The 21,943-nt window shown below is 74.7% G+C and carries 20 protein-coding genes; 9 read left to right on the top strand and 11 right to left on the bottom strand.

Annotation, left to right across the window (positions count from 1 at the left end; all coding sequences use genetic code 11):
• Positions 1–25 precede the first annotated feature (25 nt).
• Positions 26–988 carry an electron transfer flavoprotein subunit alpha/FixB family protein gene (locus tag OG295_RS31590; protein WP_266837143.1) on the top strand — a complete coding sequence of 321 codons (963 nt, stop codon included), beginning with the start codon at positions 26–28 and terminating at the stop codon, positions 986–988.
• 182 nt (positions 989–1,170) lie between these two features.
• A complete protein-coding gene (locus OG295_RS31595) occupies positions 1,171–2,469 on the top strand; it encodes an aldolase (RefSeq protein WP_371680023.1) in 1,299 nt (432 codons plus the stop codon).
• Positions 2,470–2,804: 335 nt separating this feature from the next.
• Here the strand turns inward: OG295_RS31595 and OG295_RS31600 are convergent, their stop codons facing one another.
• Positions 2,805–3,791, bottom strand: a complete 987-nt coding sequence (locus tag OG295_RS31600; protein ID WP_371681367.1) for a LacI family DNA-binding transcriptional regulator — start codon at positions 3,789–3,791, stop codon at positions 2,805–2,807.
• Positions 3,792–3,995: 204 nt separating this feature from the next.
• Here OG295_RS31600 and OG295_RS31605 point away from each other — a divergent pair, with 204 nt between their 5' ends.
• Entirely contained in the window at positions 3,996–5,030 is a 1,035-nt protein-coding gene (locus OG295_RS31605; protein ID WP_371680024.1) for an NUDIX domain-containing protein, read from the top strand.
• Positions 5,031–5,130: 100 nt separating this feature from the next.
• Here the strand turns inward: OG295_RS31605 and OG295_RS31610 are convergent, their stop codons facing one another.
• Both OG295_RS31610 and OG295_RS31615 read right to left on the bottom strand, forming a co-directional pair.
• Positions 5,131–6,567, bottom strand: coding sequence for an MFS transporter (locus tag OG295_RS31610; protein ID WP_371680025.1), 1,437 nt, complete (start codon positions 6,565–6,567; stop codon positions 5,131–5,133).
• A complete protein-coding gene (locus OG295_RS31615; RefSeq protein WP_371680026.1) occupies positions 6,564–7,547 on the bottom strand; it encodes a trans-aconitate 2-methyltransferase in 984 nt (327 codons plus the stop codon). Before OG295_RS31615 ends, OG295_RS31610 begins: the two co-directional genes overlap by 4 nt.
• 78 nt (positions 7,548–7,625) lie before the next feature.
• On the opposite strand from OG295_RS31615, the gene OG295_RS31620 reads away from it, so the two are divergent.
• Positions 7,626–8,246 carry a helix-turn-helix domain-containing protein gene (locus tag OG295_RS31620; protein ID WP_371680027.1) on the top strand — a complete coding sequence of 207 codons (621 nt, stop codon included), beginning with the start codon at positions 7,626–7,628 and terminating at the stop codon, positions 8,244–8,246.
• Between the two features lie 60 nt (positions 8,247–8,306).
• Here OG295_RS31620 and OG295_RS31625 read toward each other — a convergent pair whose 3' ends face one another.
• Positions 8,307–9,008, bottom strand: a complete 702-nt coding sequence (locus OG295_RS31625) for an MBL fold metallo-hydrolase (protein ID WP_371680028.1) — start codon at positions 9,006–9,008, stop codon at positions 8,307–8,309.
• Between the two features lie 196 nt (positions 9,009–9,204).
• Complete coding sequence (locus tag OG295_RS31630) at positions 9,205–10,569, bottom strand: dipeptidase (protein ID WP_371680030.1); 1,365 nt, start codon at positions 10,567–10,569, stop codon at positions 9,205–9,207.
• 497 nt (positions 10,570–11,066) lie between these two features.
• Between OG295_RS31630 and OG295_RS31635 the strand changes: the two genes are divergently transcribed.
• Positions 11,067–12,257, top strand: a complete 1,191-nt coding sequence (locus OG295_RS31635; RefSeq protein ID WP_371681368.1) for a geranylgeranyl reductase family protein — start codon at positions 11,067–11,069, stop codon at positions 12,255–12,257.
• Positions 12,258–12,473: 216 nt separating this feature from the next.
• Here the strand turns inward: OG295_RS31635 and OG295_RS31640 are convergent, their stop codons facing one another.
• Together OG295_RS31640 and OG295_RS31645 are read right to left on the bottom strand one after the other, a co-directional pair.
• Complete coding sequence (locus tag OG295_RS31640) at positions 12,474–12,737, bottom strand: hypothetical protein (protein WP_371680031.1); 264 nt, start codon at positions 12,735–12,737, stop codon at positions 12,474–12,476.
• Between the two features lie 665 nt (positions 12,738–13,402).
• Positions 13,403–13,861 (bottom strand): nitroreductase/quinone reductase family protein, encoded by a 459-nt coding sequence (locus OG295_RS31645; RefSeq protein WP_371680032.1) that lies wholly within the window; start codon positions 13,859–13,861, stop codon positions 13,403–13,405.
• A gap of 149 nt (positions 13,862–14,010) precedes the next feature.
• On the opposite strand from OG295_RS31645, the gene OG295_RS31650 reads away from it, so the two are divergent.
• On the top strand, positions 14,011–14,709 hold the full coding sequence (locus OG295_RS31650) for a TetR/AcrR family transcriptional regulator (protein WP_371680033.1): 699 nt from the start codon (positions 14,011–14,013) through the stop codon (positions 14,707–14,709).
• Between the two features lie 184 nt (positions 14,710–14,893).
• Positions 14,894–15,967 (top strand): spherulation-specific family 4 protein, encoded by a 1,074-nt coding sequence (locus OG295_RS31655; RefSeq protein ID WP_371680034.1) that lies wholly within the window; start codon positions 14,894–14,896, stop codon positions 15,965–15,967.
• 69 nt (positions 15,968–16,036) lie between these two features.
• On the opposite strand, the gene OG295_RS31660 is transcribed toward OG295_RS31655, so the two are convergent.
• Complete coding sequence (locus OG295_RS31660) at positions 16,037–16,948, bottom strand: LysR family transcriptional regulator (protein ID WP_371680035.1); 912 nt, start codon at positions 16,946–16,948, stop codon at positions 16,037–16,039.
• Between the two features lie 137 nt (positions 16,949–17,085).
• On the opposite strand from OG295_RS31660, the gene OG295_RS31665 reads away from it, so the two are divergent.
• Entirely contained in the window at positions 17,086–18,666 is a 1,581-nt protein-coding gene (locus OG295_RS31665; protein ID WP_371680036.1) for a class I adenylate-forming enzyme family protein, read from the top strand.
• 143 nt (positions 18,667–18,809) lie between these two features.
• Here the strand turns inward: OG295_RS31665 and OG295_RS31670 are convergent, their stop codons facing one another.
• The 3 genes from OG295_RS31670 to OG295_RS31680 form a co-directional block, all read right to left on the bottom strand.
• Entirely contained in the window at positions 18,810–19,100 is a 291-nt protein-coding gene (locus tag OG295_RS31670) for a hypothetical protein (RefSeq protein ID WP_371680037.1), read from the bottom strand.
• A gap of 59 nt (positions 19,101–19,159) precedes the next feature.
• A complete protein-coding gene (locus OG295_RS31675) occupies positions 19,160–20,392 on the bottom strand; it encodes a GDSL-type esterase/lipase family protein (RefSeq protein WP_371680038.1) in 1,233 nt (410 codons plus the stop codon).
• 114 nt (positions 20,393–20,506) lie between these two features.
• Positions 20,507–21,250: a maleylpyruvate isomerase family mycothiol-dependent enzyme gene (locus OG295_RS31680; protein ID WP_371680039.1), complete on the bottom strand. Its 744-nt coding sequence runs from the start codon at positions 21,248–21,250 to the stop codon at positions 20,507–20,509.
• A 36-nt stretch (positions 21,251–21,286) separates the two neighbouring features.
• Here OG295_RS31680 and OG295_RS31685 point away from each other — a divergent pair, with 36 nt between their 5' ends.
• Positions 21,287–21,943 carry an alpha-ketoglutarate-dependent dioxygenase AlkB gene (locus tag OG295_RS31685; protein ID WP_371680040.1) on the top strand — a complete coding sequence of 219 codons (657 nt, stop codon included), beginning with the start codon at positions 21,287–21,289 and terminating at the stop codon, positions 21,941–21,943.

Raw genomic sequence — 21,943 nt, forward strand, 5'->3', positions numbered from 1 at the left:
TTCGCAATCGCAGGAGAGCAGTCCCATGGCTGAAGTTCTCGTCTACGTCGACCACGTGGACGGCGCCGTCCGCAAGCCCACCCTCGAGCTGCTGACGCTGGCCCGCCGCATCGGCGAGCCCGTCGCCGTCGCCCTCGGCGCCGGTGCCGAGGCCACCGCCGCCGTGCTCGCCGAGCACGGTGCGGTCAAGGTCCTCACCGCCGACGCCCCCGAGTTCACCGAGTACCTCGTCGTACCGAAGGTGGACGCGCTCCAGGCCGCGTACGACGCCGTCTCCCCGGCCGCCGTGCTCGTCCCGTCCTCCGCCGAGGGCAAGGAGATCGCCGCCCGCCTCGCCGTGCGCATCGGCTCGGGCATCATCACGGACGCCATCGACCTGGAGGCCGGTGACGAGGGTCCGGTCGCGACGCAGGCCGCCTTCGCCGCGTCGTTCACCACCAAGTCCCGCGTCTCCAAGGGCACCCCGGTCATCACCGTGAAGCCGAACTCGGCCCCGGTCGAGGCCGCTCCGGCCGCCGGCGCCGTCGAGGCGCTCGCCGTCACCTTCGGCGCCCTGGCCACCGGCACCAAGGTCACCTCGCGCACCCCGCGCGAGTCGACCGGCCGTCCGGAGCTGACCGAGGCCGCGATCGTCGTCTCCGGCGGCCGTGGCGTCAACGGCGCGGAGAACTTCCACATCATCGAGGACCTCGCGGACTCCCTCGGTGCGGCGGTCGGCGCCTCCCGCGCCGCCGTGGACGCCGGCTGGTACCCGCACTCCAACCAGGTCGGCCAGACCGGCAAGTCGGTCTCCCCGCAGCTGTACATCGCCTCCGGCATCTCCGGCGCGATCCAGCACCGCGCCGGCATGCAGACCTCGAAGACCATCGTGGCCATCAACAAGGACGCCGAGGCCCCGATCTTCGACCTGGTCGACTACGGCGTGGTCGGCGACCTCTTCGAGGTCGTCCCGCAGCTGACCGGCGAGATCAAGGCGCGCAAGGGCTAACCCCCGGGTCACTCGCTGACCTGCGTACTCTCCGCCTCCGGGGCCGTGTGGTGATTGTCACCGCACGGCCCCGAGTCGTTTGTCCAGGACGGCGGAGGCACCATTGACGGAGCGGAACCCCGTGGATAAATTCTGCTATGCGGATCTAAGCTTCCGTGAAGCGGAAAAGAGGAGAGTGCACGATGGGTCAGCAGGAGAAGGTGGCGACGAGCCTCGCAGGCGCGGTCAGCGAGGGCATCAGCGCCTCCCTGGCGCCGGTGGACGCGGAACTCGCGCGTCACTACCCGGGCGACCCCGGCACCCGTCAGCCCATCCACACCGTCTACGTGCCCGGTGACGTCTTCGCCGCCGACACCATCCGCTCCTGGGGCGACCAGGCCCTGGCGGCCCTCGGCGAGCACGCCCCGGACGCCGCCACCTTCGCCAAGGTGCTCGGCATCTCCGACGAACTGGCCGTTCCCGTCTACGACCGCGTCCGCGCCAAGCTCGCCTCCGAGCCCATCGAGGACCTCCGCGTGGACTTCGAGGACGGCTTCGGCGTCCGCTCCGACGAGGAGGAGGACCAGGCCGCGGCGCGCGCCGCCCGCCTCGTCTCGGAGGCCTTCGCCAACGGCACCAACGCCCCGTACATGGGCATCCGCATGAAGTGCATGGAGTCCAACGTCCGCGACCGCGGCATCCGCACCACGGACGTCTTCCTCTCCGGCCTCCTGGAGCACGGCGGCCTCCCCGAGGGCCTCGTGCTGACCCTCCCCAAGGTCACCTACGCCGAGCAGGTCAGCGCCTTCGTCAAGCTGCTGGAGGCCTTCGAGACCAGCCGCGGCCTGCGCCCCGGCCGGATCGGCTTCGAGATCCAGATCGAGACCAGCCAGTCCATCCTGGCCTCGGACGGCACCGCCACCGTCGCCCGGATGATCGAGGCCGCCAAGGGCCGCGCAACCGGCCTGCACTACGGCACCTTCGACTACAGCGCCTGCGTCGGTGTCTCGGCCGCGTACCAGGCCAGCGACCACCCGGCGGCCGACCACGCCAAGGCGATCATGCAGGTCGCGGCCGCCGGCACCGGCGTACGCGTGTCCGACGGCTCGACGAACGTCCTGCCGATCGGCACCACCGACAAGGTCCACGAGGCCTGGAAGCTCCACTACGGCCTCACCCGCCGCGCCCTGGCCCGCGCCTACTACCAGGGCTGGGACATGCACCCCGGCCACCTCCCGACCCGCTACGCCGCGGTGTTCACGTTCTACCGCGAGGGCCTGGAAGCCGCGGCGGCGCGCCTCAAGGCGTACGTGGCCAAGATCGAGGGCGACGTGATGGACGAGCCCGCCACCGCGAAGGCCCTGGCCGGCTACCTGGTCCGCGGCCTGGACTGCGGCGCGGTCGGCGCCGACGAGGTCACCGCCCTGACGGGCCTGACCCGCGCCGAACTCGACGCCTTCGCCATCCCCCGCCGCTCGGCCACCCTGACGGCGACCGCCTGACCGCCCGCCGCCGGGGATGCCGAGCGTGCGGGACAAGCCCCGCAGGCTCGCGGACATCGCGCAGAAGTGCGACCGCTTCGTCAACGCGGCCGGCGTTCCGACCTCGACGGGGCCGGCGGGACGCCCCTCCGGCAGGCGGAGCGGGTCGCCTGCGCCCGTTCCCTGCGCGACCGGCCCGGTGAGGGGAACGGCCGCAGCCGCCGGACGCGCCCGGTGCCGCACTCGCCCGGCGTCTGACGACGTTGCCGGACCTGGAGCCTCCAGGAGGCGCCCGCACTGGCCGGCCAGGCGGTCCTCCTGGGGATCGACCACGCCCTGGCGCCGCTGCTCGGGGCTCAGTAGACCGGTGGGAGTTCGCCCGAGCCGCGGGGGATCAGGCGGGTGGGGAGTTCGAAGCGGGACGGGGGCAGGGTGGCGCCGGCCAGCCGCTGGAAGAGCCGGTCGGTGGCCACCCGGCCCAGGGCCGCCGCGTCCTGGGCCACCACCGTGACGCCCGGGCGCAGCAGGTCGGCCAGCTCGAAGTCGTCGAAGCCGACCAGCGCCACCGGGCGCGGGCGCTCGGCCAGGACGCGGACCACCGTCACGGTCACCCGGTTGTTGCCCGCGAAGACCGCCGTCACCGCATCGGGTCCCTCCAGCATCGACCGGGTCGCCGCCGTCACCCGGCCGGGGGCCGTCGCGCCGAGCGACACCCACGCCTCGGCCACCGGCAGGCCCGCCCGGCCCATGGCCTCGCGGTAGCCGCGCAGACGTTCCGTGGCGGTGTGGATGCGGGGGTTGTCGCCGATGAACCCGATCCGCCGGTGCCCGCCGGCGATCAGGTGGGCCACCCCGCCCAGGGCGCCGCCGAAGTTGTCGGAGAGGACGACGTCCGCCTCGATCCGGCCGGCCGGACGGTCCACGAACACCGTGGCCACGCCCGCGCGGATCTCGGGCTCCAGGTAGCGGTGGTCCTCCCCGGCCGGGATCACGATCAGCCCGTCCACGCGGCGGGCGCACAGCGCGAGCGCCAACTCCTTCTCGCGGTCCGGGTCCTCGGCGCTGGAGCCGTTGATGAGCAGGGCGCCGTGCGTCCGGGCCACCTCCTCCACGGCCCGGTTGAGGGGACCGTAGAAGGGGTCGGCGAGGTCCTCCAGGACCAGGCCCACGGTCGCGGTGCGGCCCTTGCGCAGCACGCGCGCGCTGTCGTTGCGGCGGAAGCCGAGGGCCTCGATGGCCTCCCGGACCCGCTGCTCCGTGTCGGGGGTGACCCCCGGCTCGCCGTTGACGACCCGTGAGACCGTCTTCAGGCCCACGCCCGCCCGGGCCGCCACGTCCTTCATGGTCGGCCGGTTGCCGTAGCGGGGCTCGGACGGCTGGCGGGTCTGCGGCACGGCGGGGAACCTCCGGAAGTGACGGCGGCGGGGCTTCGATCCCGCAGCTGACCCTGAGGATAAGCACTCGGCCGGTGAGCGGGTTTCCGTGGCAGGGTGGTGCGGGCAAGCCTCAGGGGGCTTCGGAGGCGAGCCATGGGGAGAGGGGTAGACGTGATTGTCTGGATCAACGGCACGTTCGGTGCCGGGAAGACCAGCACGGCGCGCGAACTGGCCGGGCTCCTGCCCGACGGCACCCTGTACGACCCGGAGGTCGTGGGCGACGCGCTGCGTCGGCTCCTGCCGCACAAACGCCTGGCCGAGGTCTGCGACTACCAGGACCTGCCGAGCTGGCGACGGCTCGTCGTGGACGCGGCCGCGGCGATGCTCGCGGAGCTGGGCGGGGTGCTGGTGGTGCCGATGACACTGCTGCGCCAGGAGTACCGCGACGAGATCTTCGGTGGCCTGGCCGCGCGCCGGATACCGGTGCGACACGTGCTCCTGGCCCCGGCGGAAACGATCCTGCGGGAGCGCATCGCGCGGCGTCAGGAGGCGGAGCCCGAACCGGCGGACCCCCGGGACAAGACCTGGGCGTACGACCACATCCCGGTGTACCGGCAGGCGCTGGGCTGGCTCACCGCCGACGCGCACGTCATCGACAACGGCCCGCTGACGGTACGGGAGACCGCCGAGCGGATCGCCGAGGCCGTCCGCAGCGACGCGGCGGGGATCTGCGACATCGTGCAGACCCCGGAGCCGACGCGGGAGACGGTGGCCGCGGGGGTGCTGCTCTTCGACGACCAGGACCGGGTGCTCCTGGTGGATCCGACGTACAAGCCGGGCTGGGAGTTCCCCGGCGGCGTGGTCGAGGCGGGAGAGGCGCCGGCGTGCGGGGGCGTACGGGAGGTCGAGGAGGAGCTGGGCCTGACGCTGGACCGGGTCCCGGGGCTGCTCGTGGTCGACTGGGAGCCGCCCCGCTCACCCGCCTACGGTGGCCTGCGGCTGCTGTTCGACGGCGGCCGGCTGACGGAGGCGGACACGGCGCGCCTGCGGCTGCCGGGACCGGAGCTGCGCGCTTGGCGGTTCGTCACCGAGACCGAGGCCGCCGGGCTGTTGCCTCCGCAGCGCTACGAGCGGCTGCGCTGGGCCCTGCGCGCCCGCGAGCGGGGCCACCCGCTGTACCTGGAAGCGGGCCGCCCGACACCGTGACACCGGGCCGCCCGGCCCGGTCGGCGGGGCGTGAACCGCGGCCCCGGCGACCGGCGCCGGCGCGGATGGAGGTCCGTGCGCGGCCGCGGTTCGGTCCCGTTCACCCGGTCAGGCCCGCTCCGTCCGGCACGCCCGCGGCCCGTCGGCCGGCGAGGGAGCGGCCGTACGCGGCGAGGGCGAGGGCGGTCGTGATCAGGGCGGTGGCGACCGCGAAGGTGGTCCGCGTTCCGGTGGCGACGGCTTCCGGGCCCGCCGTCGAGACGTCCGCCGCCGACGAGGCGAGGGCGAACACGGCGCCCATGACCGAGGCTCCGGTGACGAGCCCGAGGTTGCGCGACAGGTTGAGCAGGCCGGAGACGACGCCCCGCCGGTCCGGGTGGACCTCCGCCATGACGGCGGTGTTGTTGGCCGTCTGGAACACCGCGTAGCCGAGGGTGACGACCGCGAGCGGGCCCACGTAGCCGGGTATGCCCAACCGGGCGGGCAGCAACGACAGGAGGCCGGCGCCGGCCGCCATGGTGATGAGCCCGGCGAACGTCGTCCGCCGCGCGCCGAACCGGTCCACGAGGCGGCCGGCCGGCACACCGGCCGTCGCGGCGACCAACGGCCCCGCCGACAGGACGAGTCCGACGAGCGCCGTGCCGAGCCCGAGCGTGCGCGAGAGGTAGAACGGGCCGACCACCAGCGTCGACATCATCACCGTGGAGACGAGCGCGCTCATGGCGAGGCTCGTGCTCAGCACCGGATCGCGGAACGCCGCCGGCCGGATCAGCGGCGAGGCCGCCCGCGCCTCGACGCGTACGAAGACCACGGCCCCGCAGCCGGCGCCCGCCAGCAGGAGGAGCGTGAGCGGGCCGAAGGAGCCGCCGCCCCGGGTCAGGGCGAGCGCGTACGCGCCCAGGGTCGCCGCCAGCAGCAGGGTGCCCAGCCGGTCGAAGCGGGCCCGCCCCGCCCGGGACTCGCGACGGTCGGCGGGCAGGTGCCGCCGCGCCAGGAGGAACGTGAGGACGCCGAGCGGCACGTTGACGAGGAAGACCGCCCGCCAGCCGGGTCCGGCGAGCAGCACTCCGCCCAGCGACGGGCCCAGGGCGGTGCCGATCGCCGAGGTGGTGCCGAGCAGCCCCATGGCCCGGCCGGTGGCCTCCTCGGGGACCGTCTCGCCGACGAAGGCCATGGTCAGGGCCATCATGACGGCCGCTCCCAGGCCCTGCGCCGCCCGGGCGGCGATCAGCAGCCACAGGCCGGGCGCGACCCCGCACAGGACCGAGGCCCCGGTGAACAGCAGGATGCCCGCCAGCAACAGCCGCCGCCGCCCGATGAGGTCACCGAGCCGTCCGACGCTGACGATCAGGGTGGTGACGGCGAGCAGGTATGCGAGGACGATCCACTGCACCGCCTGGAAGGAGGCGTCGAACGCCTGCGCGAGGGCCGGTAGGGCGACGTTGGCGATGCCGGCGCCGAGCGAGGACAGCAGCATGGACAGGCCGAGGCCCGCGAGTGCCCACCGCGCCGCGTGCCGTGGCGGCTCCGGCTTCATCGGGCCGGACGCGTTCCGGCGAAGACCGTGGCGGCCGACAACAGGAAGACGTCGGGGCGCCGCCGGAGGCCCTCCGGCGCGGCCGGGTCGAGCAGGCGGTCGAGGGTCTCCATGTCCGGAGCGTCCAGGGAACCGTCCGACGCGTCCCGCAGCCGCGTCAGCTGGGAGTGCAGGAAGTACCGGCCCGGCTCGCCCAGGGGGGCGGGCAGGTCGAGCAGGGTGGTGAAGGCCCTCGTGCCGGTCAGCCCGGCGCGGCGGAGCATCGCCGGCCAGTCCTCGACCACGGGGACGCTGCCGGGCAGACCGGCCCGCATGGCCTGGTACCGGTCCTCCTGCAGGGCGTCGAGCCGGGTCTGCAGCCCCGGCCTGCCGAAGCCGAGGTCGCGGGGGAGGAAGCGCATCGGCAGGCCGCCCTCGGCCACGGCGAGCATCCCGCCGGGGCGCAGCACGCGGACCAGGGCGTCCAGGGCGCCCTGTTGGTCGCCGAGGTGGTGCACGGCCTTGCTGCTCCAGACCAGGTCCGCCGTGCCGAGGGCGTCGTCGGCCAGGCCCTCGGGCAGCCGGGCGTGGCGGACGCTCACCCGGCCGGCGAGGCCGAGGCGCTCGGCGCGCGCCAGGGCGCGGTCGAGCAGCGCGGGCGTGCCGTCGACGGCCACGACCTCGGCGTCCGGGAAGGCCTCGGCGAACACGCAGGTCATGACGCCGGGCCCGCTGCCGATGTCGAGGACGCGCCGGACCTGACGGTCGGGACCGACGAGTTCGCGCAGGCGGGCCGCGGTGCTGCGGTGGGCCGGGAGGTGCAGCTCGCCACCGGTCTCCAGGTGGGTGGCCAGGAGCTCCCAGTCGAGGTCGTCGGCGACGGTGTTGTGGGTGTGGCCGTGGGTGTGGCCCTGGGTGTGGGAGCCGCCGTGCCGGTGGGCGTGGCCCGGGGCGTGGCCGGGGTGGTCGTGGTGCTGTCCGGGATCCTTCGGTGCGTTCATGCCGAGGAGGGTGCGTCCGGCGGAACGGATCCGGCAACTCCTGTTGCCGATTCCGGGAAACCGGGGTGGAATGCCCGCATGGACACACCGGCCCCGTACCAGACGGTCCTCGACGAGGTGGCTCCCCGGCTCAAGCGGCTGCGCGCCCAGCGCGGCCTCACCCTGGCGGCGCTCTCCGAGGCGACCGGCATCTCCAAGAGCACCCTGTCCCGCCTGGAGGCCGGGCAGCGCCGTCCGAGCCTGGAGCTGCTGCTCCCGCTCGCCGGCGCGTACCGGGTCCCCCTCGACGACCTCGTCGGGGCGCCCGAGGTGGGGGACCCCCGGGTCCGGCTGAAGCCCCACCCGCTGCCCAACGGCGGTACGTTCGTCCCCTTGACCCGGAGTCCGGGCCCCCTCCAGGCCTATAAAATGATCATCACGGACCGGGGCCCCGAACCCGACCACCGCACGCACGAGGGCTACGAGTGGCTCTACGTGCTCAACGGCCGGCTGCGGCTCGTCCTCGCCGACCACGACCTCGTCCTCGGGCCCGGCGAGGCCGCCGAGTTCGACACCCGCCTGCCCCACTGGTTCAGCAGCGCGGACGGGCGGCCCGTCGAGATCCTGAGCCTCTTCGGGAGGCAGGGCGAGCGCATGCACGTACGGGCCAAACCCCAGGCCCAGGCCCAGGCCCAGGCCCAAGACCAGGCCCAGGACTGACGCCGCGCCGGCAGTGTCCGGCCTGTCCGGCCCGCTCGGTCCGCCCCCCGGGGCGCCCGCTCAGTCCGCGTGCGCAGGGGCCTGCGCCGCCGCCCGGAGGGTGGGCGCCGTGTCCGTCACCCAGGGGTCGCCGTGGCCGAAGCAGGCCACCGCCGGGTCCAGGGCGGCGAGGCGCCGGAAGGAGGCGAGCGCCTCATCGGGGTCCACGTTGATCACGCCCAGCATCACCTGTCCCACCCCCGCGATGCTGTCGCCGGTGAACAGCACTCCGTGGCGCGGCAGATGGACGCCGATGCTGCCCGGGGTGTGGCCGGGGGCGTGGACCACGACCGCCCCGTCGCCGAACGGCAGCACCTCCCCGTCCCGGAGTTCCCGGTCGACCGGGGTCGGCGGGGCCTCGGGGACCGTGAGGCCGTTCACGTGGATCGGGACCTCCCAGTCCAGCACGACCGGCTCGGGAACCGGCCGGTCACCGCGGATGACCGGGGCGTCCAACCGGTGCGCCGCCACCTCGGCGCCCCAGCGGGCGGCGAGTTCACCGGCCGCGCCGACGTGGTCGCGGTGGCAGTGCGTGAGGACGATCAGCCCCAGGCGTTCGGGCGCGAGACCGAGGGACCGTATCGCCCCCTCGATGGCGTCGGCGTGCCCGGCGTGCCCGGCGTCGATCAGCGTCAGGGCACCCTCGTCCTGCCAGAGGTAGGCCTGGCCGATGGGGAAGCGCAGCATGTGGAGCCGGTTCGGGATGACTTCGACGAGTTCCATGCCGCGAACGTACACACCCGGCCCCGGCCCCCGCACGGGACTTCGCCGGGAGCGGAGTACGCGCAGAGCGCAGGGTCCACGGGAACCCGGGGCTGCAGGCGTCCGGGCATCGAGGCGTCCGGGCATCGAGGCGTCCGGGCGTCCGGGAGGGCCGCCCGGCCCGTGTGTCCACGGGCCGGGCCGGTGCCCGCGGGAATCAGACGCGCTTGGACTCCGCGTAGTTGACGAGGAAGAGGGCCTCGGCCACCGACAGGCGCTCCAGCTCCTCCGGGGAGACGCTCTCGTTCACGGCGTGGATCTGGGCCTCCGGCTCGCTCAGGCCGATCAGCAGCATCTCCGCCTCCGGGTACAGCGACGTCAGCGTGTTGCAGAGCGGGATCGACCCGCCCATGCCGCTGACCTGCATCTCCTGGCCGGGGTACGCGACCTGCATGGCCGCGGCCATCGATGCGTACGCCGGGCTGGAGGTGTCCGCCCGGAACGGCTGCCCCTGACCCACGACTTCGAGCTCCAGCTTCGCCTGCCACGGGGTGTGCGCGATCAGGTGCGCCTCCAGCAGCTTGATGGCCTCGGCGGTGTCCACGCCCGGCGGCACGCGCAGGCTGATCAGCGCACCGGCGCTCGCGTGCACCGAGGGGGTGGCACCGACCACCGACGGGCAGTCGATGCCGAGCACGGTGACGGCCGGACGGGCCCACAGCCGGTCCGCGATCGTGCCCTCGCCGATCAGGCCGACCCCGTCCAGCACCTTCGCGTCGGCCCGGAAGTCCGCCTCCGGGTACTGGAGGCCCTCCCACACCGCGTCCGAGGCCAGTCCGTCGACGGTCGTCGAACCGTCCGCCGAGCGCAGCGAGTCCAGCAGGCGGATCAGCGCGGCCAGTGCGTCGGGGGCGACGCCGCCGAACATGCCCGAGTGCAGGTTGCCGCCCAGCGTGTCGATCTTCACCTTGACCAGCGTCATGCCGCGCAGGGTGGCCGTCACCGTGGGCAGGCCCAGGCGGAAGTTGCCCGCGTCGCCGATGACGATGGTGTCGGCGGCCAGCAGCTCCGGGTGCGCCTCGGCGTACTGCTGGAGGCCGCCGGTGCCCTGCTCCTCCGAGCCCTCGACGATCACCTTCACGCCGACCGGCACGCCGCCGTTCGCCTTCAGCGCACGCAGCGCCAGCAGGTGCATGATGAAGCCGCCCTTGCAGTCCGCCGCGCCGCGTCCGTACCAGCGGCCGTCGCGCTCGGTCAGTTCGAACGCGGGGGAGACCCAGGCGTCGTCGTCCAGCGGGGGCTGCACGTCGTAGTGGGCGTACAGCAGGACGGTCGGGGCGCCCTCGGGGCCGGGCAGGTAGCCGTACACCGACTGGGTGCCGTCGGGGGTGTCGAGCAGGGCCACGTCCTGGAAGCCCTCGGCGCGCAGGGCGTCGGCCACCCAGTTCGCGGCGCCCTCGCTCTCGCTCTTGGGGAACTGGGCCCAGTCCGCGACCGACTGGAAGGCCACCAGCTCGGCGAGCTCCGCCTTGGCGCGGGGCATCAGCGAGGCGATGGTCTCGGCGATCGGATTCTGGGACATGGGCACGCTCCTCGTGGGTGCGACGTTGGTGTAGGTGCCGGGGTGCGGCGAAAGTAAGGCGAAAGACAGTGCCGATCCTCGCACAGAGGGGCGGGAGGCACTCTCGCCGTAGGATTTCCACGGCATCGGAGCAACCGCGTGATCAGGAGCAGCAGCACATCGTGAGCAGCGACGACGACGTACACGGCGCAGGCGCAGGGCAGGTCGCTCGGGGGGCGGACGCAGGGACGGACGCCGGGGCGGCGACAGGGGCGGACACAGGGGCGGACACGGGGGCCCGGAAGGGTCAGGGGGACGGGACGGCCGCGGGTGCGGCCGAGGTGACGGTGGGGGTGACGTCGGAGACGGTCGCGGCAGCGGCGGCGGACGAGGACGCGGTTGCCGGCGGGGCCGCCGGGGAGGTCCCCGTACCGGTCCACGTGCCGGCTCCCGTGCCGGCCCCCGACGGGCTTCCCGAGACAGCCGCTTCCGGGGCGGCACCCGAGGGCACCGGCGAGGTGTGGGACGTCGTCGTGGTCGGCGCGGGACCGGCCGGCGCCTCGGCGGCCTACGCGGCGGCCACCGCGGGGCGCCGCGTCCTGCTGCTGGAGAAGGCCGAACTGCCCCGGTACAAGACCTGCGGCGGCGGCATCATCGGCCCCTCGCGCGACGCCCTCCCGCCGGGCTTCGTCCTGCCCTTCAAGGACCGCATCCACGCGGTCACCTTCTCCTACGACGGGAAGCTGGCCCGCACCCGGCGCTCGAAGGGCATGCTCTTCGGGCTCATCAACCGGCCGGAGTTCGACGCGGCGCTGGTCGCGGAGGCCGAGAAGGCCGGCGCGACGCTCCGTACGGGTACGGCCGTGTCCCGCGTCGAGCAGCACGGCGCGGCGGTGCCCGACCGGCGCACGGTCGCTGTGGTCCTGGCCGACGGCGAGACGGTGCTCGCCCGTGCCGTGGTCGGCGCGGACGGCAGCGCCAGCCGGATCGGCGCCCACGTGGGGGTCGAGATGGACCAGGTCGACCTCGGCCTGGAGGCGGAGATCCCCGTCCCGCAGACTGTGGCCGACGACTGGAAGGGCCGCGTCCTCATCGACTGGGGTCCGCTGCCCGGCAGTTACGGATGGGTCTTCCCCAAGGGCGACACCCTCACCGTCGGGGTCATCTCGGCGAAGGGCGAGGGCGCCGCGACCAAGCGGTACCTGGACGACTTCATCGCCCGGCTGGGGCTGGCCGGCTTCGAACCGGCCGTCTCCTCCGGGCACCTGACCCGCTGCCGCAAGCCCGGTTCGCCGCTCTCGCGCGGCCGGGTGCTGGTGGCGGGGGACGCGGCCGGACTCCTGGAACCGTGGACCCGTGAGGGCATCTCCTTCGCGCTGCGCTCGGGGCGGCTCGCGGGGGAGTGGGCCGTCAAGATCTCGGAGGCACAGGACGCGGTGGACGCGCGCCGCCAGGCGCTCAACTACGCCTTCGCGGTCAAGGCCGGGCTGGGCGTGGAGATGGGCGTCGGCAAGCGGATGCTGAGCCTGTTCGAGTCCCGCCCCGGGATGTTCCACGCGGCGCTCACGGGTCTGCGGCCCGCGTGGCTGGCCTTCGCCCGCATCACGCGGGGGTCGACGACGCTGGGCGACCTGGTGCGTACGTACCCGCTCGCGCGAAAGGCGCTGCACCTGCTGGACGCCCGCCAGGCCCGCACCGGCCGCGGCTGACAGACACGGCTCCCTCCGTCCCTGCGGGCCGACCGGCCGTCTCCCGGGGATCACCTCGCGGCCCGGACGTGCGGGGCCGCGAGGCGGAGGGCCGCCTGGCCGATGGTCGCCCGGTGGATGGCCGTAGTCGTAGTTGTGGTCGCTGTGGTCGCCGTGGTCGCCGCCGTCCTCGTCCGCGGGGAAGGGGGGCGTCCCCGACCCGTCCCGACAACACGCCTAGTGGGCCGCGCGGCAGGCTCCGTTCGAGTCGTTCGTGGAGATGCCGGCCTGCTGGAGGCTCGCGACGCAGCTGGTCTGGTTGCCGATGGATCCCTGGTAGCAGGCCTGGGAGGTGTCGGCCGTCGCCGACTTGCCGTGCGATACGAGGTACTGCTGACAGTCCTGGACGCTGGCGGAGGCGGCCGGGGCCGCGAAGAAGGCGCCGCCGGCGGCGAGGACCAGGCCGGCGAGGATGCTGGGGATACGAGCCGAACGACGCATGCGGATGCACCTGCTCTCTCGGTCGGTCACGCGATCCGAGGGTGCGCCGGACCGCGGGCGGGGGCGGCGCGGAGCGGGCGCTCGGGGGGCGACCGGCTCGACGCATCGGTCACCCCCGCCCTTTCGACGCTAGAGCACCGCACCGGCGCCCGCACCACGGCCGAACGGGGGCCCGGGCCGCCCCTGCCCCCGCCGTTTTCGGCGCGGCGCGCGGCCGGTCGGCCCCGCGGGGTGGGGCGCTGGGGCGGTGGTGCCGGGCGGGAGGTCTCCGGCCTGGTCGTCGAGCGTCCGTCCGGGGGCGGGCGGCCGGCCGTGTGGGCCTCGGGGCGGCCCCGCCGCGCTCGGGGTGGCGTACGGGTGGCGTGCCGGGCGGCCCCGGGTGCGTGAGCGCGTGGTGGGGCGGGATCCGGGGAGCGCGGGGCGGTCTGCTCGGCGGTGGCGTGCGCTGCTGCGTGAGTCCGTTTGGTGGGTGGGCGTCAGGTTCCGGTGGTCGGCCGGGTGTCGGCGCCGCGAGGCGGACGGCCGGTGGGCCGGCCGGGTGCCGCCGGTGTGGGCCGCGTGTCCGGCGGGCGGGATGCCGGGGGCGTCGGCCGGGCAGGGGGACCGGGGGCCGTCGTGTGCCCGCCGTTCGGGTGGGGGAGCGGCGGGTCGGCCGTTCCCGGGGGTCAGTTCGACACCGTGATGCGGAAGACCGGGTGGTCCCCGGCAGCCGCCTGGAGCTCGGCGTCGGAGGACTTCGCGGTGACGCCCTGGAAGAACCGGTTGACTTCCCAGCCCCACTTCTCCAGGTAGGCGCGCAGTACGACGGCCTTCTGCCCCGGGTCCGTGAGCTCCGTGACGGTGAAGGTCCGGATCTTGCGGCCCACGCGCAGCTCGCCGCCGCCCGCCACCCGCATGTTGCGGACCCACTGGGAGTGGCCCCGGGCCGAGACCAGGTACTGGGCGCCGTCGTGGGTGTGCGGGTTGACCGGGATCCGCTGCATCTCGCCGGACTTGCGGCCGCGCACCGAGAGCTCGGCCGTTCCGGCCAGGCTGATGCCGAGCCGGGCGAGCCGGCCGAAGAGGGCGTTGAAGCGGATGCCGAGCGGGCTGGCCTGGACGTAGTAGGGGGCGGACGCGTTCACGGGAACCTCCGGAGCGGATTGGGAGAGCGGTGCTCTCGCTTGAGACCAGTGTGCACGGATCGCCGCACCTAAACAAGAGCAGTGCTCTCGCAAGTGAGCGCCGCTCCCGTTTTTGTGCACTGCTCCATATGCATGGCACACTGACCTGCATGAGCACTGTGCGAGGAGCCAGGGAACGGGCCCGCCTTGAGGTCACCGCCGCCATCAAGGACGAGGCGCGCCGCAGACTCGCCGCCGAGGGCGCCGCCAAGCTCTCGCTGCGCGCCGTCGCCCGCGAGCTGGGCATGGTCTCCTCCGCCCTCTACCGCTACTTCCCGAGCCGCGACGAACTGCTGACCGCCCTGATCATCGACGCCTACGACAGCGTCGGCGTCGCGGCCGAAACGGCCGGCGCGGCCTCCCTCGCCGCGGGTGCCCCGCCCCGCGTCCGCTGGATCGCCGTCTGTGAAGCGGTGCGCGCCTGGGCGCTCGCGCACCCGCACGAATACGCGTTGATCTACGGTTCCCCGGTCCCCGGCTACAGCGCCCCCGCGGACACCATCGGCCCCGCCTCCCGGGTCGCCAACGTCCTCATCGGCATCCTCCGCTCCGCCTGCGAGGGCCGCGGCCTGTCCCTGCCGCCGCTGCCCCCCGCCCTGCGCTCCGAAGCGGACCGGATGACCGCCGATTTCGCCGAGGGGCTGCCCCCCGAGGTGACCGCCGCCCTGGTCGCGGCCTGGGCGCAGCTCGTCGGTCTGATCTCCTTCGAGCTGTTCGGCCAGTTCAACCGGGTCGTCGAGGAACGGGACGTGTTCTTCGCGCACGCCGTCGACCGGCTGGCGCACGAGGTGGGACTGCCCGTCGCCTGACGGGGCGCGCGCCGGCGGGGCGCGCGTCGACGGGGCGCCTCCCGCCCGCCGGCGCGGGTTCGGATGATGAGGTGACAGATCGCTTTTCTGTTCCTCCCGTCAATGTGGGTGGTTCGCCCTTCACCGACTTGCCGCGCGTCTACTGTTCCTCGGGTCGCCCCCCTGCCCGCCGGAGGAACAGCCCATGGCCCGCGCCCGCGCCGTGAAGGCCCTGTACGCCGTTCTGGTGACCTGGCTGCTCACCGCCCCGGCGCCCGCCCCGTCCGCTGCGCCCGTCCCGGCCGAGGCGGCCCGTGCCGACCGTGCCGACCGGGCGGCCCGCGCCGACCGGGGCCCGTCACCGCACCCCGCGCCCTCCAGACCCGGCGGGGCGGAACCGGACATGGCTTCCGCCCCCTCGCCCGCCTCCGTACCCGCCCCCGCGGTCACGCCGGTACCCCGCCGTCCCGGCGTCCGCGGTCTGGAGATCGCCGTGCCCGCCTACGTCTGGGCGGACGACCCGGTACTGGCCGACCTCGCCGCCACCGGCCCGGCCCCCTCCGTGGTCGTCCTCAACCCGGGCAACGGGGACGCCCCCTTCGACGCCCCGTGGCAGGCCCGCGCGGACGCCCTGCGCGCCGGGACCACGGCCACGGGCGAGAAGACCAAGGTCCTCGGCTACGTCCACACCGACCACGGCAGCCGGGACCCCGCCGCCGTCAAGGCGTCCGTCGACAACTACCTCAAGCCCTCCGGCAACGGGGACGGGCGCCTCCACGTGGACGGCATCTTCTTCGACGTCGTCAGCCGCGACTGCGGCCCCGGCAACGCCACTCGCGACCGCTACGCCGCCCTGCGCCGCTACGTCCAGGACACGATGCACGCCGCCGACCCGGACGCCGCCGAACTGGTCGTCGACAACCCCGGCACGGCCATCGCCGACTGCTACCTCGAACCCGGCCACCGCACCGCCGACGTCTTCGTCACCTTCGAGGACACGTACGCGGCGTACACCTCGGGCGGCTGGCGGGGCGGCAACGTGTTCGACCCGCTCGGCGGATACCGCGCGGGCACCGAACTCGACCCGAGCGGGACCGCGTTCTGGCACCTCGTCCACGACGTCCCCGACGCCGCGGCCATGCGCACCACCCTGCGCACCGCCTTCGAACGCGGCGCCGGCTACGCCTATGCCACCAGCGCGGTCATGCCCAACCCCTGGAACGCCGCTCCCGAGTGGACGTACGGCCTCCAGACCGGTTACGCGGCCACCCTCGGCTGAACCGGCCCGACGGCCCCGCCCTGGTTCGCCCCCGCCCCACCCCGCCCGACGTCCGGACGTCCCGACGTCCTACGGCGCGTCGGCCCCGCCGGCCCGCGCCGAGGCGTCCCCGAAGTACCCCACCGCGAAGTCCGCGAAGCTCCGGGCGCCCGGGGACGCGTAGGCGCCCCCGGCCCGGACGAGGCGCAGTTCCCGGCGGGCCTCGGGCGAGGCCAGCCGGGCCCAGGCCACGATGTCCCGGGTGCCGGACTCCCGGGCGAGGGCCGGCACCAGCGCCACTCCGAGCCCGGCGGCGACCAGGTCCAGAACCGCTCCCGGCTCGTCCCCCTCGCACACGACCGTCGGCCGCACCCCGGCGCGCTCGAACAGCCCGTCGGCCAGTACCCGTTGCCAGTGCCCCCGCCCCGGGGTGACGAACGGCTCCCCGGCCAGCTCCGTCACCGCTACCCGCTCCCGCCCGGCCAGCCGGTGCCCGCGGGGCACCGCGAGCAGCACCTCCTCGGTGAGCAGCACCACCGACTCCAGAGCGGACGCGGCGAGCGGCTGCGAGGCGAAGCAGAAGTCCGCCTCCCGGGTCCGCAGCAGGCGCGCCATCGTCTCCGCGGACGCCTGCCGCAGCCGGACGTCGACCCCGGGACGGGCCGCCCGGAAACGGGCCAGCAGCCCGGTGAGGGTCAGCAGGGTCTCGCTCGCCACCGTCACGCTGCCGCCCCCGCCCCCTCGCGCGGCGTCCGCCAACTCGCGCCGCCCGTCCTCCAGTTCGGCGAGCGCCCGGTCCACCCGCAGCAGGAAGGCCGCTCCGTGCCGGTTGAGTTGGATCCGGCGGCCCCGCCGGTCGAAGAGCGGCACCCCCAGTTCGGCCTCCAGCCGCGCGATCGTCCGGCTCACCGACGGCTGGGCGGTGCGCAGTTCGTCCGCCGCCCGGCTGATGTGCTCGTACCGCGCGACGACCTGGAAGCACCGCAACGACAGCAGGTCCACCGACCGCCCCTTTCATAACCCTGCGAGCACGTTCTCATGGCGGAACCGGTCTTGGACGACATGAGCGAGCGCCTCCTAACCTCCGAGGACGACCCCGCCCCTCCCGCAGGACCCCAGAAGAAAGGGGCAGCACCGTCATGTCCGGATCCCCGCGACCGCACAGCGAGAGCTACGTGGACGCCCTCCTCGCCGTCCTCGCCCGCCCGGAGCTCCCGCCCGCGCGGACCGTGCTCACCACCGCCGACCGGACCGTCGACGCCCGCTCCCTCCGCACCGGCATCCACCGGGCCGCACGGCTGCTGGCGGCCCACGGCGTCACCCGCGCGAGCACGGTCGCCCTGCTCACCGGGAACCACCCCGAGACCCTCATCGCCCGCTACGGGGCCAACCTGCTCGGCGCCAGGGTGGTGCACCTGAGCCCCACCGCGCCGGCCGCGGCGCGGGCCCGGATCCTGGAGGCCACCGCCGCGGTCCTGCTCCTGGTGGACCCCGCCACGCGGGAATTGCCGACCGGGACCCCCGAGCCCCTCCGGCTGACCCTGGAACCCGGCCTGTTCACCGACGACCGGCCCGGCCGGCTCCCGGACCGGCACACCGTACGGACCCCGGCCGCGGTCCGCCCCGAGGACGACTGGTGCCTGCGCTTCACCGGCGGAACCACCGGTCCGCCCAAGCTGGTCCGGCTGGCACACGGCCCCTACCGGAGGATCCTGGCCGCGCACGCCGCCCACATCCCCTCCGGCGCCCCGGCCCGGTTCCTCGCCTGCACCACCCTCGCGCACCTGGCCGGCATCGTCTCCGACGCCACCCTGCTCGCCGGTGGCTCCGTCGTCCTGCAGGAGGGCTTCGAGCCGGCCGCGGTCCTGGCGGCCGTCGAGCGGCACCGGGTGACCGACCTCTGGCTCCTGCCGCCGCTCCTCCACGAGCTGCTGGACCACCCGGACCTCGCCACCACCGACGTCCGCGCCCTGCGCCGCCTCTTCTACGGGGGCACGCCCGCGTCCGCCGCGCGGCTGCGCCGGGCCGCGGAGGTCTTCGGCCCCGTCCTGCACGGCTCGTACGGGCAGACCGAGACGGGCCCGATCGCGGAGGTACTCCCGCACGAGCACGTCGTCACCGGCCCCGGCGGCCGCGTCACCGCCGGCCGGCCGCTGCCCGGCGTCGACATCGAGATCCGGGACCCGTCCGGCGCCGTGCTCCCTCCCGGGGGTACGGGGGAGGTCCACGTCCGCACGCCCACGGCGATGTCCGGCTACTGGGGGCGCCCCGAACCGGCCGCGGAGGTGGTCCGCGACGGCTGGGCGGCCACCGGGGACCTGGGACTCCTCGACGGCCAGGGCTACCTCCACCTCGTCGACCGGCTGAAGGAGACGGTCATCGTCGTGGGCGCCCATCTCCATCCGGCGGAGGTGGAGGAGGTCCTGCACGCGCACCCGGCCGTCGCCCGCTGCGCGGCCTTCGGGATCCGCGCGGCGGACGGGAACGAGGAACTCCACGTCGCGGTCGTCCCCACCCCGGGCCGGGCCCCGGACGCCGCCCGGCTGCTCGCGGACTTCGTGACCGCCCGCCTGGGCACGGCGTACGAACCGGCCGCGATCCACGTCATGGACCGGCTGCCGCTCACCGAGGCGGGCAAACCGGACAAGGTCCGCCTGCGGAGCCGGTTCGGGGGAGGGGCGGAGGAACAGGCCCGGCACGCCCCCGGCCCGGTCGGCTGACCCCGCGGCACGCCGGACGGATGATCATCCGGTGGGTACGCGGAGCCGGGGGAGCGGTGGGCCGGGGCGGGTCCGCCGCGTCCTGCGGCCGGCCGGCCGGTCCGCCGTCCCCCGACCCACCGCGGGCCGCCGCGCAACCGACGTCAGGCAGGTCTGGGAGTGCACCCGGGACAGGGGCCGGTGAAGGGCGGGCGCTTGCGCGGGGAGTACTCCGCGGCCGGCATCAGCCGGCACGCGCCGTCGGCCCGGTCGATGAACACCGGTGCCCCGACCGACACCCCGCCGACCGGGGCGATCTCGAACACGTACCCGTCCTCACGGGACGCCCACTCGTTCCATTTCAGCGTCCAGCCGTCGTCCGTCCATCCCCGGATCCGACCGCGCAGAAAGACGCGCGCGAGTCGCTCGGCCTCCTCGACCGTCACGTCCCCCACGTCCCCCACCCCTGCCGTCAGCTCCTTCGTCGGTCCAGCCGTCCCCGCCCCCGGCGGCCTCACGCTCCATGGCCGGAATCGGCCGGGCCCTCCCCGAACGGCCCGTCCTTCGCGAAGGTCAGCTCGGCGAAGCGCTCCCCGATCCGGCGGTGGCCGGCCGGGTCCGGGTGCAGGCCGTCCGGCAGTGGGAACTCGGCGAAGTCGGCCTCCCCGTAGAGGGAGCGGCCGTCGATGTAGTGCAGGTGCGGGTCGTCCGCGGCGCGCTCGGCGGTGATGCGGGCGAGCTCGCGGCGGACGACGGTGAGCGTGAGCCGTCCGGCGGCGACCTCCGCCGGATCTCCCAGGGCCCGCAGGTTCAGCTTCCCGTCGCGCAGGTCCGGGGCGAGCGGCCCCGGGGTGTCCTCCTGGAGCGGGCACAGGACGGGCGAGACGACCAGCAGCGGAGTGTCGGGGTGTCCCTCGCGGATGGTGTCGAGGAAGCCGTGCACCGCCGGTCCGAAGGCACGCAGCCGCATCAGATCGGTGTTGACGATGTTGATGCCGATCTTCACGCTGATCAGGTCGGCGGGGGTGTCCCGCAGGGCGCGCGCGGTGAACGGGTCGAGGAGGGCGTTGCCGCCCAGCCCCAGGTTGACCAGCTCCACACCGCCCAGCGAGGCGGCCAGCGCCGGCCAGATGGTCGTAGGGCCCGCCGCGTTGGAGCCGTGGCTGATGGAACTGCCGTGGTGCAGCCACACCCGGCGGCCGTGATCCTGCGGCGGCTCGACGGGAGCATCGCCGCGCAGCGCGATCAGCTCGATGACCTCGTTGTACGGCAGCCAGATCTCGACGTCCTTGAGCCGCGCGGGCAGCCCGTCGAAGCGGACGGTTCCGACCGGACCGGGCACGAGTTCCGCGGAGCCGGTGGCCATGTCGACCATCAGGACGTTGCCGCCGTTCGAGGTGGCCCGGCCGGCCGGGTGGCCGTCCACGAGCAGTTCGTACACGCCGTCGGGGCGGGGCGGAACGTTCCGGTAGCCGTTCTTGGTGCGGAGCGCGTCGAGTTCGACGGCGGTGGCCCGCGTGCGGAAGGCCAGCCGGACCCCGGAGGGCTGCGTCTCGACGGTGGCGAGGTAGGCGTCGGGGAACTGCCGGCGGGCCCGTGCCGGCAGCCGGTGCGGCAGCACGCCGCGCGCGGTGCGTTCCACCTCCAGGGCGCCGCGCAGCAGGTCCGCCCCGATCGGCGTGGTGGTCCATCCGGCCGCGCCCGGGGTGTGCGGATCATCGGTCGCGTCGTTGAGCTGGGAGTTCATGCCCACCACCCTGTCAACCGGGTTCCCGATCCGCACATACATTTTCGCGGCGCGGTGTAGCGCCCTTCCGAGGCCGGCCGCGGCCTCCCCTCCCGGGGGAGGCCGCTCCAGCCGTCAGACGCGGCCGGCCTCCTGCCAGAGCGCCGTCAGCGAGGCGTCGCCGCTCACCTCCGGGCCGGCCAGCGGGAGCCGGTTCCACAGGGCCGCGTACAGCCAGGACGCCGCACCGGTCAGCTCGCAGTCCACCGGGTCGCCGGTGTCGCCGCGCACCGTGCGCGCGGGCTCCTTCGACAGGTGCACCGTCCACACCGCACCGGTGTCCGCCGCCCGGATGCGCAGCACCTTCGGCTCCTCGGTACGCACCCGGCTGCGCGGCCGGGCGTGGAAGCCGGTCAGCAGCTCGTCCACCCCGTCCTCCGCGAACTCCGGGGTGACCGACGAGAAGCCCGGCCCCAGCGCGGACTCGGCGTCGAAGCGGTGCACGGTCGTCTCGTGCGCCTGCCGCCGGGCCCAGAACGCCAGCGCCGACGGCGGTGCGGTCGGCAGGAAGGTCCAGCACACCAGCTCCGCCGGGGCTGCGGCCAGCGCCCGCACCAGCTCCGCGTGCCCCTCCCGGAACCAGGCCAGCAGCTCGGTCCCCGACAGCTCCGGCGCGTCCGGGAACGGCACCGGCTCCACCAGGCCGTCCGCGACGAAGCCCGTCGCCCAGCGGTGCACCGCCCCGGTGTGCCGCAGCAGGTCGCCGACCCGCCACCCCGGACAGGTCGGCACCAGGGCCTCCGTGCCGGTCCGTCCGGCGGTGTCGGCCAGCAGCTCGCCCTCCCGGGCGAGGGTCTCCACGTATTCGGTGATCTTCATGCCGCGAGTGTGCCAGCGCACCCCGACAATGGAGGGGTGGTCGGTGAACTGTTCCCGCGCGAGCGGGCCGAGATCGCCCCCGGTGCCGTCCATCTGCCCGACTGGATCGGCCCCGGGCGCCAGGGCGAGCTGCTCGCCGCCTGCCGGGAGTGGGCGCGCCCGCCCGCCGGACTGCGCACCGTGCGCACCCCCGGCGGCGGGACGATGACCGCCCGGCAGGTGTGCCTGGGGCTGCACTGGTACCCGTACGGATACGCGCGGACGGCGGTCGACGGCGACGGGGCCCCCGTCAAACCGATGCCCGCATGGCTGGCCGCACTGGGCCGGGAGGCCGTCCTCGCCGCGTACGGCACACCGCTGCCGCCCGGGGAGGAGTACGACATCGCGCTGGTCAACTTCTACGCCGGCGACTCCCGGATGGGCATGCACCGGGACGCCGAGGAGCGGTCCGGGGCCCCGGTGGTCTCGCTCAGTCTCGGCGACTCCTGCCTCTTCCGCTTCGGCAACACCGTCTCGCGCACACGTCCGTTCCGGGACGTCGAGCTGCGCAGCGGGGACCTGTTCGTCTTCGGCGGACCGAGCCGGCGGGCCTTCCACGGCGTGCCGAAGGTCCTGCCCGGCACCGCGCCGCCCGGCCTGGGGCTGACCGGGAGGCTCAACATCACCCTGCGCGTCGGCGGCCTCGGGCCGTAG

Origin of the sequence: Streptomyces sp. NBC_01276, from assembly GCF_041435355.1 — a bacterium.
Taxonomy (GTDB): domain Bacteria; phylum Actinomycetota; class Actinomycetes; order Streptomycetales; family Streptomycetaceae; genus Streptomyces.